Origin of the sequence: Catenuloplanes nepalensis, assembly GCF_030811575.1 — a bacterium.
Taxonomy (GTDB): Bacteria; Actinomycetota; Actinomycetes; order Mycobacteriales; family Micromonosporaceae; genus Catenuloplanes; species Catenuloplanes nepalensis.
The window spans coordinates 3,307,743-3,320,189 of record NZ_JAUSRA010000001.1; the positions used below are offsets into that span (position 1 = coordinate 3,307,743).

Annotated in this window: 13 protein-coding genes; 6 read left to right on the top strand and 7 right to left on the bottom strand. The window is 73.0% G+C overall.

The features are described from left to right. Positions 1-116: 116 nt before the first annotated feature. The gene (locus J2S43_RS14050) at positions 117-1,883 is read right to left on the bottom strand and encodes an ABC transporter ATP-binding protein (protein WP_306829461.1); all 1,767 of its coding nucleotides are present in this window, start codon (positions 1,881-1,883) and stop codon (positions 117-119) included. 33 nt (positions 1,884-1,916) lie between these two features. Between J2S43_RS14050 and J2S43_RS14055 the strand changes: the two genes are divergently transcribed. The 4 genes from J2S43_RS14055 (at position 1,917) to J2S43_RS14070 (ending at position 3,945) form a co-directional block, all read left to right on the top strand. Beyond that, positions 1,917-2,075, top strand: a complete 159-nt coding sequence (locus tag J2S43_RS14055; RefSeq protein ID WP_306829462.1) for a hypothetical protein — start codon at positions 1,917-1,919, stop codon at positions 2,073-2,075. Positions 2,076-2,118: 43 nt separating this feature from the next. Further along, on the top strand, positions 2,119-2,532 hold the full coding sequence (locus J2S43_RS14060; RefSeq protein WP_306829463.1) for a MarR family winged helix-turn-helix transcriptional regulator: 414 nt from the start codon (positions 2,119-2,121) through the stop codon (positions 2,530-2,532). A gap of 70 nt (positions 2,533-2,602) precedes the next feature. Beyond that, a complete protein-coding gene (locus J2S43_RS14065) occupies positions 2,603-3,289 on the top strand; it encodes an SRPBCC family protein (RefSeq protein WP_306829464.1) in 687 nt (228 codons plus the stop codon). Further along, the gene (locus J2S43_RS14070) at positions 3,286-3,945 is read left to right on the top strand and encodes a DUF4166 domain-containing protein (protein ID WP_306829465.1); all 660 of its coding nucleotides are present in this window, start codon (positions 3,286-3,288) and stop codon (positions 3,943-3,945) included. Before J2S43_RS14065 ends, J2S43_RS14070 begins: the two co-directional genes overlap by 4 nt. 4 nt (positions 3,946-3,949) lie before the next feature. Here J2S43_RS14070 and J2S43_RS14075 read toward each other — a convergent pair whose 3' ends face one another. The 5 genes from J2S43_RS14075 to J2S43_RS14095 all read right to left on the bottom strand — a co-directional run bounded on the left by J2S43_RS14075 (position 3,950) and on the right by J2S43_RS14095 (position 7,042). Next, positions 3,950-4,747: an SAM-dependent methyltransferase gene (locus J2S43_RS14075; protein WP_306829466.1), complete on the bottom strand. Its 798-nt coding sequence runs from the start codon at positions 4,745-4,747 to the stop codon at positions 3,950-3,952. 49 nt (positions 4,748-4,796) lie between these two features. Beyond that, positions 4,797-5,252 (bottom strand): saccharopine dehydrogenase family protein, encoded by a 456-nt coding sequence (locus J2S43_RS14080; RefSeq protein ID WP_306829467.1) that lies wholly within the window; start codon positions 5,250-5,252, stop codon positions 4,797-4,799. Positions 5,253-5,475: 223 nt separating this feature from the next. Next, positions 5,476-6,219, bottom strand: a complete 744-nt coding sequence (locus J2S43_RS14085) for an MBL fold metallo-hydrolase (RefSeq protein WP_306829468.1) — start codon at positions 6,217-6,219, stop codon at positions 5,476-5,478. 11 nt (positions 6,220-6,230) lie between these two features. After that, complete coding sequence (locus J2S43_RS14090) at positions 6,231-6,446, bottom strand: hypothetical protein (RefSeq protein ID WP_306829469.1); 216 nt, start codon at positions 6,444-6,446, stop codon at positions 6,231-6,233. A 14-nt stretch (positions 6,447-6,460) separates the two neighbouring features. After that, the gene (locus tag J2S43_RS14095; protein WP_306829470.1) at positions 6,461-7,042 is read right to left on the bottom strand and encodes a mycothiol transferase; all 582 of its coding nucleotides are present in this window, start codon (positions 7,040-7,042) and stop codon (positions 6,461-6,463) included. A gap of 461 nt (positions 7,043-7,503) precedes the next feature. Here J2S43_RS14095 and J2S43_RS14100 point away from each other — a divergent pair, with 461 nt between their 5' ends. Then, positions 7,504-7,938: a DoxX family protein gene (locus tag J2S43_RS14100; RefSeq protein ID WP_306829471.1), complete on the top strand. Its 435-nt coding sequence runs from the start codon at positions 7,504-7,506 to the stop codon at positions 7,936-7,938. 188 nt (positions 7,939-8,126) lie between these two features. Then, positions 8,127-9,947, top strand: coding sequence for a M6 family metalloprotease domain-containing protein (locus J2S43_RS14105; protein ID WP_306829472.1), 1,821 nt, complete (start codon positions 8,127-8,129; stop codon positions 9,945-9,947). 54 nt (positions 9,948-10,001) lie between these two features. On the opposite strand, the gene J2S43_RS14110 is transcribed toward J2S43_RS14105, so the two are convergent. Next, complete coding sequence (locus J2S43_RS14110; protein ID WP_306829473.1) at positions 10,002-12,272, bottom strand: serine/threonine protein kinase; 2,271 nt, start codon at positions 12,270-12,272, stop codon at positions 10,002-10,004. Positions 12,273-12,447 lie beyond the last annotated feature (175 nt).

Genomic DNA, 12,447 nt, shown 5'->3' on the forward strand with positions numbered 1-12,447 from the left:
TACCGCACCCATCGCCGGATCTCCGTTCACGAGATGGCGCACAAGGCGCCACGGCTGCGGTACCTGAACGAAGGTCCGCTGACGAGTTCGCGGCCGTCCCGGCGAGCCGGGAATCCTCACCCGGCCAGGGTGGCGTAGCGGCCGTTGGAGGCCAGCAGGGAGGCGTGGGTGCCGGATTCGATGACGCGGCCGTGGTCTATGACGGCGATCTGGTCGGCGTCGCGGATCGTGGAGAGACGGTGGGCGATGGTGATGGTGGTGCGGCCGGCCGCGAGGGTGTCGAAGGCGCGCTGGACGGCGCGTTCGGTGGAGGTGTCGAGGGCGGAGGTGGCCTCGTCGAGGACCAGGATGCGGGGGTCGCGCAGGAGGGTGCGGGCGATCGCGATGCGCTGCTGTTCGCCGCCGGAGAAGCGGTAGCCGCGGGAGCCGACTACCGTGTCGTACCCGTCGGGGAGGGTCTGGATGTGGTCGTGGATCTGGGCGGCGCGCGCGGCGGACTCGATCTCGGCGTCGGTGGCGTCCGGTTTCGCGTAGCGCAGGTTCTCGCGGATCGTGGTGTGCAGCAGGTAGGTCTCCTGGCTGACCACGCCGATGATGCCGGCCAGGTCGTCGAGGCGCAGGTCGCGCACGTCGACGCCGTCGATGGTGACGCGGCCGGAGTCGGGGTCGTGCAGGCGTGAGATGAGGGCGGCGAGCGTGCTCTTGCCGGATCCGGTCTCGCCGACCAGCGCGAGGCTGCTGCCCGCGGGCACGTCCAGGGTCACGCCGGCGATGGCCGCGGTGTCGCTGCCGGGGTACGCGTAGGTGACGTCCTCCAGGCGCAGATGGCCGCGCGGCTTGCTCAACGTTGTAGGCGCCGCGGGATCCGCCACCTCGATCGGCAGGTCCAGGTACTCGAAGATGCGGGCGAACAGCGCCAGCGACGCGGTGATCTGCACGCCCACGCTGAGCAGGCCCATCAGCGGGCGGAACAGGCCGTTCTGCAACGCGGTGAACGCGACCAGCGTGCCGATGCTGATCGCGCCGGCCGAGCCGGGCAGGCCGGCGGAGAGGTAGATGAGCGCGGGGATCGCGGCGAAGATTATGCTCATCGTGGCCATCCGCCAGCGGCCGGCCAACTCGGAGCGCAGCTCCAGGTCGATCAGGCGGGCGGACGAGCCGGTGAACCGGGCGATCTGGTGCGCGCCCGCGCCCATGGTCTTGCTGAGCCGGACGCCGCTGACCGAGAGGCCCTCCTCGATCGTGACGTTCAGGTCGGCGAGCTCGCGCTGGCGCTCGGCGACGATCTCGCGGCGCATGCCGGCGACCTTGCGCGTGAAGTAGATCGCGGGCGGCAGCACGATGAGCGACGCCAGCGACAGTTGCCAGGACAGCGCGACCATGGCGACGACCGTGGCGACCGCGGTGGTCAGGTTCGCCGCGACGCCGGCCGCGGTGTTGGTCACCACGGTCTCCATGCCGCCGATGTCGTTGGTGATCCGGGACTGGACCTCGCCGGTACGCGTGCGCGTGAAGAACCCGACGGACTGCCGCTGCAGGTGGGTGAAGACGTCGACGCGCAGCCGGTGCATCACCTCCTGGCCGACCCGGGTGGAGATCCAGGTCTGCACCACGCCGAGCGCCGCGGTCACGGCCGCGACCGCGATCATGCCGGCGACCAGCCAGGACAGCAGCGTCAGGTCCTGCCGGGGTAGCGCGGCGTCGATGACCTCGCGGAGCAGGAACGGCGACGCCATCCCGACCGCGGCGGAGACCACGATGATCGCGGTGACGACCGTGAGCGGCCCGCGGTGCGGGGCGAACAGCGCGGCGATGCGGCGCAGCGACACGGCGCGCGCCTGGGCTCTCTCGGCCTCGGAGGGTTTCTGTCGATCTCGTGGCAAGGCGTTCTCCCTTATTGCTGAGGTAACCTCATCATGAGGCTACAACCTCATCTCCGGCCACCGCTATTCCCGGCGAGGCGGCGCCAGGGCCTCGCCCGCGGCGATCTACCCGTGATGGTGTCCGGCGGCACCCGCGCCACCGGCGGCGTCGACCTCCCCGAGCAGGCGATCATGGGCGCGTTCCGTTTCTGAGCGCGTTTTCCGCGGGAGGGCACGGGGATGGCAAGCTGTTCCCGTGCCCGAACCGTCTCCTGACTCGCTGCCCGAGCTGTTCTGGGCCGTCGCCCGCCGGCTGCGGCACGCCAGCCGGGAGACGCTCGCGCCGTTCTCGATCACGCCGAGCCAGTCCCGCGCGCTCGGCGTGCTCGCCCACCACGGCCCGCTGCGGCTCAGCGCGGTCGCGGAGCACCTGCACATCGCGCCCCGGTCCGCGACCGAGGTGATCGACGGCCTGGAGACCCTGGGTTACGCGGCCCGCCACCCCGACCCGGACGACCGGCGCGCCACGCTGGTCTCGCTCACCGACGCCGGCACCGCGGCCGGTGAATCGATCAAAGCGGCCCGCCGCGCCGAGGCCGACCGCCTCTTCGGCGCGCTCCCGGACACCGACCGCGCCGCCCTCGACCGAATCCTGCGCGCCCTGCTCTGAACAGCCTGTTGAGCATTTGCTCAAAATCTCGTACCCTCCGTTGAGCAACCGCTCAAACGGGGAGGTGGACGTGCGTTCGATCTACGTAGAGGCCATGATCGCGGCACCGCTGGAGGAGGTCTGGGCGGCGACCCAGGATCCGGTGCGGCACTGCCGGTGGGATGCGCGCTTCGGCCGCATCGACCCGATCCCGGGCACCGCGCCGGCCGAGTTCCGGTACGCGACCGCGGTGCTCCCGGGCGTCGAGGTCGGCGGCTACGGCGTGCACGCCGGGCAGCGCGACCGGCCGGACGGCACCCGCACGTCCGCGCTCCGCTTCGGCTCCGCCGACTGGCGCTCGCCGATCGCGGACGGGCGCGGCTACTGGCGGTACGTGCCGGTCGAGGGTGGCGTGCGGTTTCTGACCGGATACACGTACACGCCGCGCTGGGGTCCGCTGGGTTTGATCTTCGATCTGGCCTTCCGGCCGGTCTTCGGCTGGGCCACCGCCTGGTCGTTCGACCGGCTGCGACTGTGGCTCGAGCGCGGCGTCCCGCCCGAGCGCGCGCTGCGCAACGCCTGGCTGGAGGTCATCGTGCGGACCGCGGTCGTGGCCCTCGCCGCCGTCCTCGGTGCCCACCCCGTGATCATCGCGCTGACCGCGCTCGCCGTGATCCTGCTGCCGCCCGGCCGTGACACCCCGGCCGCCCGCCGCACCCTTCGCCGCCCGTCCGACCGTCGCGCCGCCACGGCGCCCGCCCTCCTGGAGACACTGTGACCGCCATCTTCGAACGCGCGCTCGGCGCCGACTTCGCCCGCCTGCACCCGCGCATGCGCGAGCGCTTCGGCGCGGCCCGTGGCTGCGTCGGCACCGGCGTGATGGACCGCATCTGGCGCGGCCCCGCGTTCGTCACACCCTTCCTGCACCTGGGTACGGCCCGGCACGTGCTCTTCCCGGAGACCGGCACCGAGATCCCGTTCACCGTCGAGAACTACGTGTACACCGACTCGTTCGGCCGGCCCACGCTCACGTTCGTGCGCACGTTCGAGGTCGCGGCCGCCCGCCGGCGCCGCTTCGACGCCACCATGGTCTTCAGCGAGAAGCGGCAGGTGCTCGTCGACTACCTCGGCACGCACCAGCACATCGCGGTCGACCTGCACCTCACCGTGGACGAGTCCGGCGGCCTGCACGTCCGCAGCGGCCTGCAGCGTTTCCGCGGCGGCGTCCGCTGCCCGCGCCTGATCAGCGGCGAGGCCAGACTGCACGAGTGGTACGACGAGGACGCCGGCCGCTTCCGGATCGAGGTCAACGTGGAGAACCGCCGGTTCGGCCCGATCTTCGGCTACTCCGGCAGCTTCACCACGCGGTACGTCGACGACGACGCGCCGGTCCCGGCCGCGGTCCGCCCGCTGCGGGAGAACCCGCGCGAGTGAGCGGTCAGGGCTTGCGCGCGACCGCGCCGTACATCGCGATGTCCCGGTCCTGGATGTTCCGGTCGCCGGAGCCGTCCGGCCGCCACCTGTGCACCTGGACCAGGCCCGGCTCGCACAGTTCGAGGCCGTCGAAGAAGCGCAGCGCGGCCGGCCGGTCGCGGAAGATCAGTTTCTCGCCGAGCCGGTTGTACTCCCGCTGGACCTCGGCCAGCGGCACCGGGTCGAACTCGTCGGTCGCGATCGACATCGCCAGGTAGCTGCCGGACGGCAGCACGTCCAGCACCTGCCGGACCACCCGCAGCGCCTCCGCGTCGTCCTCGATGAAGTGCACGATCGCGATCAGCAGCAGCCCGACCGGCTGGTCCAGGTCCAGCGTGGCCCGGAACTCCGGCGCGTCCAGGATCGAGCGGGGATCGCGCATGTCCGCATCGATGTAGGCCGTGCGGCCCTCCAGCGTCAGCGACCGCGCGTGCGCCAGCACCAGCGGATCGTTGTCCGTGTAGACCACCTGCGCGGTCGGGTCGATCTCCTGCACGATCTCGTGCAGGTTCGGCGACGTCGGCAGCCCCGTGCCGATGTCCAGGAACTGCCGGATCCCGCACTCCGCCGCCAGGTAGCGGGCCACCCGGTGCATGAAGTCCCGGTTGGCCCGCATGTGCGGCCTCAGCGCGGGCCAGATGCGCAGCGAGTTCTCCCCGGCCTCCCGGTCGACCGGGAAGTTGTCCTCGCCGCCCAGGATGTAGTCGTAGATCCGCGCCCCGTGCGCCCGATCCGTTCGCAGATCCTCACCACGACGCTCCATCGAGAGCCTCCCTGAGCCGACGTCCCCGCGACCCTACACCGCATCGGCTCTAATGTGGACGGCCGATCGGCCCGGCCGGCTCCGGGAGCAGGTATTCGCCGCCGCAGGACTCGGCCAGGGACGGGCCGAACAGGGCCGCCGGGGTGCGCGCGCCCGGGCGTCCCTCGCCGGCCGGCAGGCGGCGCGCGATCTCGGCCGGCATCGCGCCGGTGTAGCCCTGCGCCTCGCCCACCCGCAGCCAGCCCTCGCGCACCGTCCCGTCCGCCCAGCGGATCCGTGCGTGGCCCCACGAGTGCGCGCGCGGCTGCGGCTGCGCCGGGAAGCGGACGCGCGCCAGCCGCCGGACCGCGAACCGGCGCAGCGCGGGCCACTCCAGCAGCATCGAAGCGGCCGGTAGCACGTGCCGCAGCGCGGCCATCTCGCTGGAGGACGCGGTCACGTCCGGCGCGCCGCTGGCCCGTTGCGCCGCGATCAGCTCGCCGAGCGGCACGGACACGGTCGTCACCGGCGTGCCGTCCGGGAGCGTGAGGCGGGTGGCGTCGCCGCCGAGCCGGGCCGGTGCCAGCCGCCCGTCCCGGAACCGGCGCCCCTGGAACCGGCGGCCGCCACCGTCACCTGTCCGCCACCGTCACCTGTCCGCTGCCGGAGAGTGACCGGTCAGGGCCGGTCGAGCGTCGGCGGCGGTCGGGCGGTCAGCGGCGGTCGGGCGGTCGGCGGCGGTCGGGCGGTCAGCGGAGGTCGAGCGTCAGGCCGGCGGCGGCCAGGTCGACGGGGCCGGTGAACTCGGTGGAGGCGGCGGCGAGAGCCGCGGTGGGGCTGGTGCCGGGCATCAGGTGGGTGAGGAGCAGGCGGGCGACGCCGGCCCGGGCGGCCTGGCGGGCCGCGGTTCGGGCGCTCGACAGGTGGTGGCGCGAGTCCTCGGGCACGTCGTCCACATAGGAGGCCTCGGCGAGCAGCACGTCCGCGTCGCGGGCGAGCGCGGCGATCTCCTCGGACGGGCCGGAGTCGCCGGTGTAGGCGAGCGTGCGGCCGGCGGCGGAGAGGCGCACACCGGCGTTCGGCACCCAGTGCGGCAGCAGCCGCGTCTCGGCGCGGAACGGGCCGATCTCGAAGCATGCGCCGGGCTCCAGCTCGTGCAGCACGTAGGCGTCGTCCAGCATGCCCGGGCGGTCCAGCGCCAGGACCGCGTCCAGCGCGCCGGGCGGGGCGAAGACCGGCAGCGGCGCCGGATCGTGGCCGCCGAGCGCGCGGGCGCGCAGCAGCGGGTTCAGGTCGGCGCAGTGGTCCGGGTGGCCGTGGCTGATGAAGGCGGCGTCGACCTCCTCGGCGGAGATCCGCTCCAGCAGCCGCGGCAGCGTGGCGTAACCGGCGTCGAGCAGCAGCCGGAACCCGTCCTGCTCGACGAGGAAACCGCTGCACGCGTCACCCGCGCGCGGCCACGCCCCGCACGCACCGAGCACGCTGAGTCGCATGCCGGAGAAGGCTACGCCGCCGGAAGGTGGTCGCAGTACGGGGAGCAGCGGCGGCCGAGCCCGTGGTCGAGGTCGCGCAGCACCGCGCCGAGGCGCTCGGACTCGTCGCGGGTCGGGCGGGGGATGAGCGCCCCGGCCGCGATGTGCTCGCCCGAGGAGTACAGCGAGGTCCACAGGGTCTCGGCGGTCGCGCGGTCCAGCCGCAGCACGATCTCGTCGGATGACATGCCGGACACCATAGTCACTGCCCGATGCGGCCGTCGATGCGCTCGCGCAGCAGGTCGGCGTGGCCGGCGTGCCGGGCGTACTCGTAGATCATGCCGATCAGCACGTCCCGCAGGGACAGTGACCCGCCGCCGCTGCCGTGCCGGTTGTCCGGGTCGTCGGCGGTGACGTCCAGGCTCGGCGCCCGCGCCACGAACTCCTCCGCGAACGCGACCTCCGCCCGCCAGGCCGCCCACGCCTCCGCGACCACGGCCGGGTCCGCCACCGCGCCGTCGAAGTCGCCGTCCCGGTCGTCGTCCGTGCCGAACAGCCGCGGCGCGTCCTCGCCCGCCAGCAGCACCCGGAACGTGGCCCGCTCGACATCCGCGAGGTGCCGGATCAGCCCGAGCAGCGACATCGTCGACGGCTCCACGCTGCGCCGCGCCATCGCGGCCGCGTCCAGCCCGGCGCACTTCATCTCCACGGTCAGCCGGGCCACGCGCAGCGACTCCGCCAGCGTGGTGCGCTCGTCCGCCGCCGTCGGCCCGTGCTCCCGCGGATCATCGTCCGACGGCCGCCCGTCCGCGGTGAACATGTCGGCCCGTCGCGTCTTCGCCATCCCCGCATCATCGACACCCACGACCTGACCCACAAACCATTTCCGCGGGTACGGGTCGTGCGCCCCCGCCCGCGGGCCGCTGCCGCGGCACCTGCCCGGAACCAACGGCGCCGGCTTCCGCTCGACGCTGTCCGAGCTATGGCGGAAATAATGCGAAATTTCGGGCTGATGCTTCCGGTCTCCGGGCAGGGCTCGCGGCTTCCGATGCCGAATGGGCAACGGAGTCGGGAGCATGCGGGCTGGGCCGCGCCGGGGGCGGGAAGATCGGGGTCCGGGGTCGTCCCCGGGGTCGGCTCAGTGCCGGCGGGAGCATGCGGGGCTGGGCCGCGCCGGGGGCGGGAAGATCAAGCTCTTGATCTGCTCTTTCGCATGCGCTGATGGGTTCATGATATCGACTTGCATCTATGTTTATGGCACCCTGTGGAGATCGCGGTGGGTAACCGATCTGATGCTAAGGAGAAATGATGTTCGAGCGACTGTCCGTGCCCGTTACCATTTTGTTTCGGGTCGTCGTCGGGCTGATCTTCGCGGTGCACGGCTCCGCGACCGTGCTGGGGCTGTTCGGCGGCAGCCGCGGGACCGGTGCGGCGATCGCGGCCGGCACCTGGCCGGGCTGGTATGCCGGGCTGATTCAGCTGATCGCCGGCACGCTGGTCGTCGTCGGCCTCGGCACCCGCGTCGCCGCGCTGCTCTGCTCCGGCTCGATGGCCTACGCCTACTTCGTGGTGCACCAGCCGGACGCGCTCGCGCCGGTGGCGAACGGTGGCGAGTCGGCCGCGCTGTTCTGCTGGGCGTTCCTGCTCATCGCGGTGCTCGGCCCGGGCCCGTTCTCGCTCGACGCGCTGCTCGCCCGCCGGGGTCAGGCCGCCGCACCGGCACTGCAACCTGCCGCCTGACTGATCAGTTAGTCACGGAAAGACCCCGCGAGCCCTGGAGAAGCGGATGAAGCGTTCCCGGACGGCCGGTGCGATCGTCGCGGCCCTCGCCCTGTCCCTGATCGTGGCGCCCGCCACCGCCGTCCGGGCCGCGCCCGCCGATCCGTTCCACGTTCCTCGACCCGCAGCGCTGGGAGAACCCGGACACGATGACGTGGGGCGACTACGTCCCCATCCCGGGCGCGGACTGGCCGGCGACCGGCTCGGAGCGCAACTTCCGGATCGCGCTGGTCACGCTGGACTATCCGGACCAGCCGTTCGTGGTCACCCAGGCGCCGCACTCCACGGTCTTCGGCAACCCGCAGCCGAGCGCGTCCGGCATCGCCCGCGCGGACGTGCCCGCGTTCTACCGTGACTTCCTGAACACGCCCGGGACGCTCAACCACGGGCACACGCTGCACGAGTACTGGATGGAGGACTCGTACGGCCGGTACGGCGTCGACCTGACCGCGTTCGGTGTGTACGAGATGCCGCACCCGGCCCACCAGTACGGGATCACGAACGACATGAACCCGGGCGCGTGCCCGGACGGCGAGACCTGCGACCGGAACCTGCGCACGGACGGGCTCGGCGCGTGGCGCGCGGACGTGGGCTCCGTCGCCGACGACTTCGAGCTGGTGTTCATCCTCTCCGCCGGTCAGGACGAGTCGTCCACGTGGCAGGAGTTCGGCCAGATGCGGTTCCCCGGGCCGGAGGCGGTCACCGAGGACTTCGGCCCGCCCGGCCCCGCGCTACCGAACTCGGCCGCGACCCGCTACGTGCCGTGGACGTCCTGGGCGTCGGCCGCCACGATCTGGCCGAACGCGGGCGGCGGATCGTCGACCCAGGCGGAGAGCTCGGGACAGGCCGTCTACGCCCACGAGCTGAGCCACCTGCTGAACATCGGCGACAACTACAACAATCCATACGGTACGCCGCTGCGCCGTTCCTACACGGGACCGTGGAGCATGATGTCGCGCGGCTCGTTCAACGGGCCGGGCGGTCCGCACACGCGCTGGCAGATCCCCCCGGTCAACGGCGGCTCGATGGGCTCGCTGCACACGATCCGCGACAAGCTGAAGATCGAGTTGATCGGCGAGGACCAGGTGCTCCGGCTGTCCCGCGAGGAGCTGGCCCTCTCCGGTCTCGTCGTGGCGCGGGTGACGGCCCGCGCCGTGGCCACGCCGGGACTGAACGGCCTCACCATCGCGCTGGACGATGATCGGTCGCCGGCCTGCTCCGTGACCGTGGACCTCTCCTGCGACGGCGGCGGCTACGACAACTACACGGTCGAGGTGGTCGACCGGATGGGCGCGGACTCGTTCACGCCCGACCACGGCGTGCTGATCAGCAAGACCAAGGACCAGGACCGGGCGCCGTTCCAGTGGGTGGTCGACGCGCACCCGGCCGACATCGGCATGGTCGACTTCATCCGCCCGGACGGCACCCCGCAGATGATCACGATGGGTGACTACCGGCAGCTGTCCGACGCCCTCTTCCACGCGGGTACGCGGTCCGGCAGCTCCTACGAGTACGTCGACGAAGCCAACCGGCTGCACTTCTACGTGCTCGACATCGCGCGGACGGCCGGGCGGGTCTTGTCGTACACGGTGGCGGTCCGCTCGCTCGACGGCCCCGGCGCGTCCACGCACGGCGCCACGCTGTCCCCCGGCCGGCAGACCACGCCCGCCACGTGCGGTTTCACCCTGACCAGCACCGGGCGGTACGTGCCGGGCGGCACCCATCCCGAGGACGCCTCCGCGTATCTGGGCTCCGACGTCTACCGGCTCTCCGCCTCCGTCGACGGCCGCGGCTGGCGCGCCGAACTGCCGAACGCCGTCACGGCCGCCCGCTCCGGCGCCCCGGCCACCGTGACGGTCGCGGTCGACGCGGCGCGCGGCGCCGCCCGTACCGCCGAGGTGGTTCTGACCGCCACCTCCGAGAGCGACCCGGACGTGACCGTCACCCAGCGCTGCCGCGTACGACGGTGAGCCGGAGGCCGGGTGGCAGCACCTCCTGCTGCCGGCGGGGAGCGCGGTCGGCGCTCAGTCGTCCAGGGTGCGGACCTCGACGTCGTTGAAGTAGGCGCCGTACGGTGGGTTGTCGTCGCCGGGGGCGCTTATCATGCCGATCGCGGCGGCGGCGCCCTCGGTGATGTCGTCCTCCGGCATGTCGGCCTCGCCGATCAGGATGTCGTCGTGGCCGAAGCGGACCGTGCCGTCCTCGACCGCGACCTGCAGCCGCAGCGGCTCGTTCAGCGGCAGCGGCTCGTCCAGCGGGAACTCGCGGATCGCGTAGCCGGTGCCGTCCTCGCGGTCGACCTCGAACCGGAACGCGGTCTCGCAGGCGGTCAGCCGGTAGCTGCGCGGGACCTCCCAGAACAGCCAGATGCCGAGGCAGGATCCGGGCTTCTCGATCGTGCCGGTGACCGCGATCGTGTGGTCGCCCTCGACGGTCTTCTCCGGTCCGGCGCAGATGTACGACCCGGGCGTCACCCGCTGCACGCGCAGCGCGCCGTCCCGCACGTCGCAGTTCGAGTCCTCCTCGTCCACGATGTACGTGCCGTTCCACTGCCCGGCGCTGGTCAGCGCGTCCGCGATGAGCGGCTTGCCCTTCGGCAGTGTGAACGGGGGTACGGCGTCGAACGTGGCCGGGGCCTCGGCGAGGTCGTCCCCGGCGCCGCTGAACGCGCCGTTGGAGTGCGCGGCGAGCAGGCCGCCACCGGCGACGCAGGCCAGCAGCAGGACGGCGACGAGCACACCGGCGAGGACCCGGCCACCCCGGTTCTTGCGCGGTGCGGGGCCGGCGGGCGGGGGAGTACCCCAGGACATCGCTTCCGCGCCGTGCCCGAGCGGCGCGCCGTGACCGAGCGGCGTGCCGGGGGACTGCGGCGATCCCGGTGATGGTGGCCAGGGGCCGGCCGGGGGCGCGGTGCCGGGGCCGGTCCGCAGGTGCAGCGTGCGGTCCTCCGCGTCGGACGGGTGTCCCGGCACCGCGTCGAACGGCGGTGGGGGGCCCGGCGCGAACGGTGCGCCGGAGACGGGACGGAACGGCGGCGGCGAGCCCGGCGCGAAGGCCTGGCCGGCGGCCGGATCGTAGGCCTGTCCGGTGGCGGGGTTGAACGGCGGCCCCGATGCCGGGTCATACGGCGGCCCGGAGGTCGGGCTGTATGGTGGCGCCGAGGTCGGGCCGTAGGGCTGCCCGGTCGCCGGGTCGAACGGCGGTCCCGACGCGGGCCCGTAAGGCGGTCCCGACGCGGGAGGGTAAGGCGGTCCCGAGGCCGGGCCGAACGCCGGGCCGGCCGGTGCCGCCGAGAGCGGTGCGAAGACCGGCGGCGGGCCGGCCGGCCCGAACGCGGACTCCGGTGGCGTCTCCGTCGGCAGCGTGAAGACCGGCGGTGACACCGGCCCCGGCGTGGCCTGCACCTCGATCGCCGCGGTGCGCAGCGCCGGCATCTCGTCCAGCGCCTCCACCGGCTGCGGCGTCCGGGCCGGCCCGCCGCGCAGCAGCAGGTCCAACAGTTCCCGCGCGGTCGGCCGCTCCCGCGGATCCCGGCGCAGTGACCGCTGCACCAGCTGCCGCAGCGGCCCGTCGAGAGCGCCCAGCTCCGGCTCCTGGGTCAGGATCCGCCCGAACGTGGCCAGCGGCGAGTCCGCGTGGAACGGCGCCCGCCCGGTCCCGGCGAACGTGACCACGCACCCCCAGGCGAACACGTCCGCGGCCGGCCCGGTCTGCCCGCCGGACTCGTCGAACCGTTCCGGCGCCATGTAGTTCGCGGTGCCGACGATCTGCCCGGTGCGGGTGTGCTGCGTGGTCGACTCCCAGGCCCGCGCGATACCGAAGTCGATCACCTTGGGTGTGCCCGGCGCGAGCAGCACGTTGTGCGGCTTCAGGTCACGGTGGATCACGCCGGCCTCGTGGATCGCGGTCAGCGCGGTCGCCACCCCGATCGCCACGGCGTGCAGGTTCGACGTGCTCAGCGGCCCGCGCTGGGCCACCTCGGCCGCGAGCGTCGGCCCGTCCACGAACTCGGTGACGAGATAGGGCCGGGTCGCGTCCGGATCCGCGTCGAGCACCTCGGCCGTGCAGAACGGCGGCACCTGCCGGACCCGCGCCACCTCGGACCGGAACCGGTTGCGGAACTCGTCGTCCGTCGCCATCTCCGCGTGCACGACCTTGATCGCGACCGGCCGCCCACCACCGTCGTTCGCCAGGAAGACGACGCCCATGCCCCCGGCCCCGAGCCGCGCGAGCACCTGATACGGCCCGATGCGTTCCGGATCCCCCGGCCGCAGCGGCGCTCCGCGCTCGATCACATCCCGCTCCTTCGCCACGCCCCGCCCTCCGGCGACAGCCGGGGGCTGCGAGCCTAGCGCCCACCCAATGACGTTTTGTTGCCGCCCGTCCTTCTTGTGTGGAGTGTTCTCCCAGCTACGGACCGTGCCCGCTACTCCCGCGGTTTCTTCGGTTCGGCGAGGGGCCCGCCCCTGT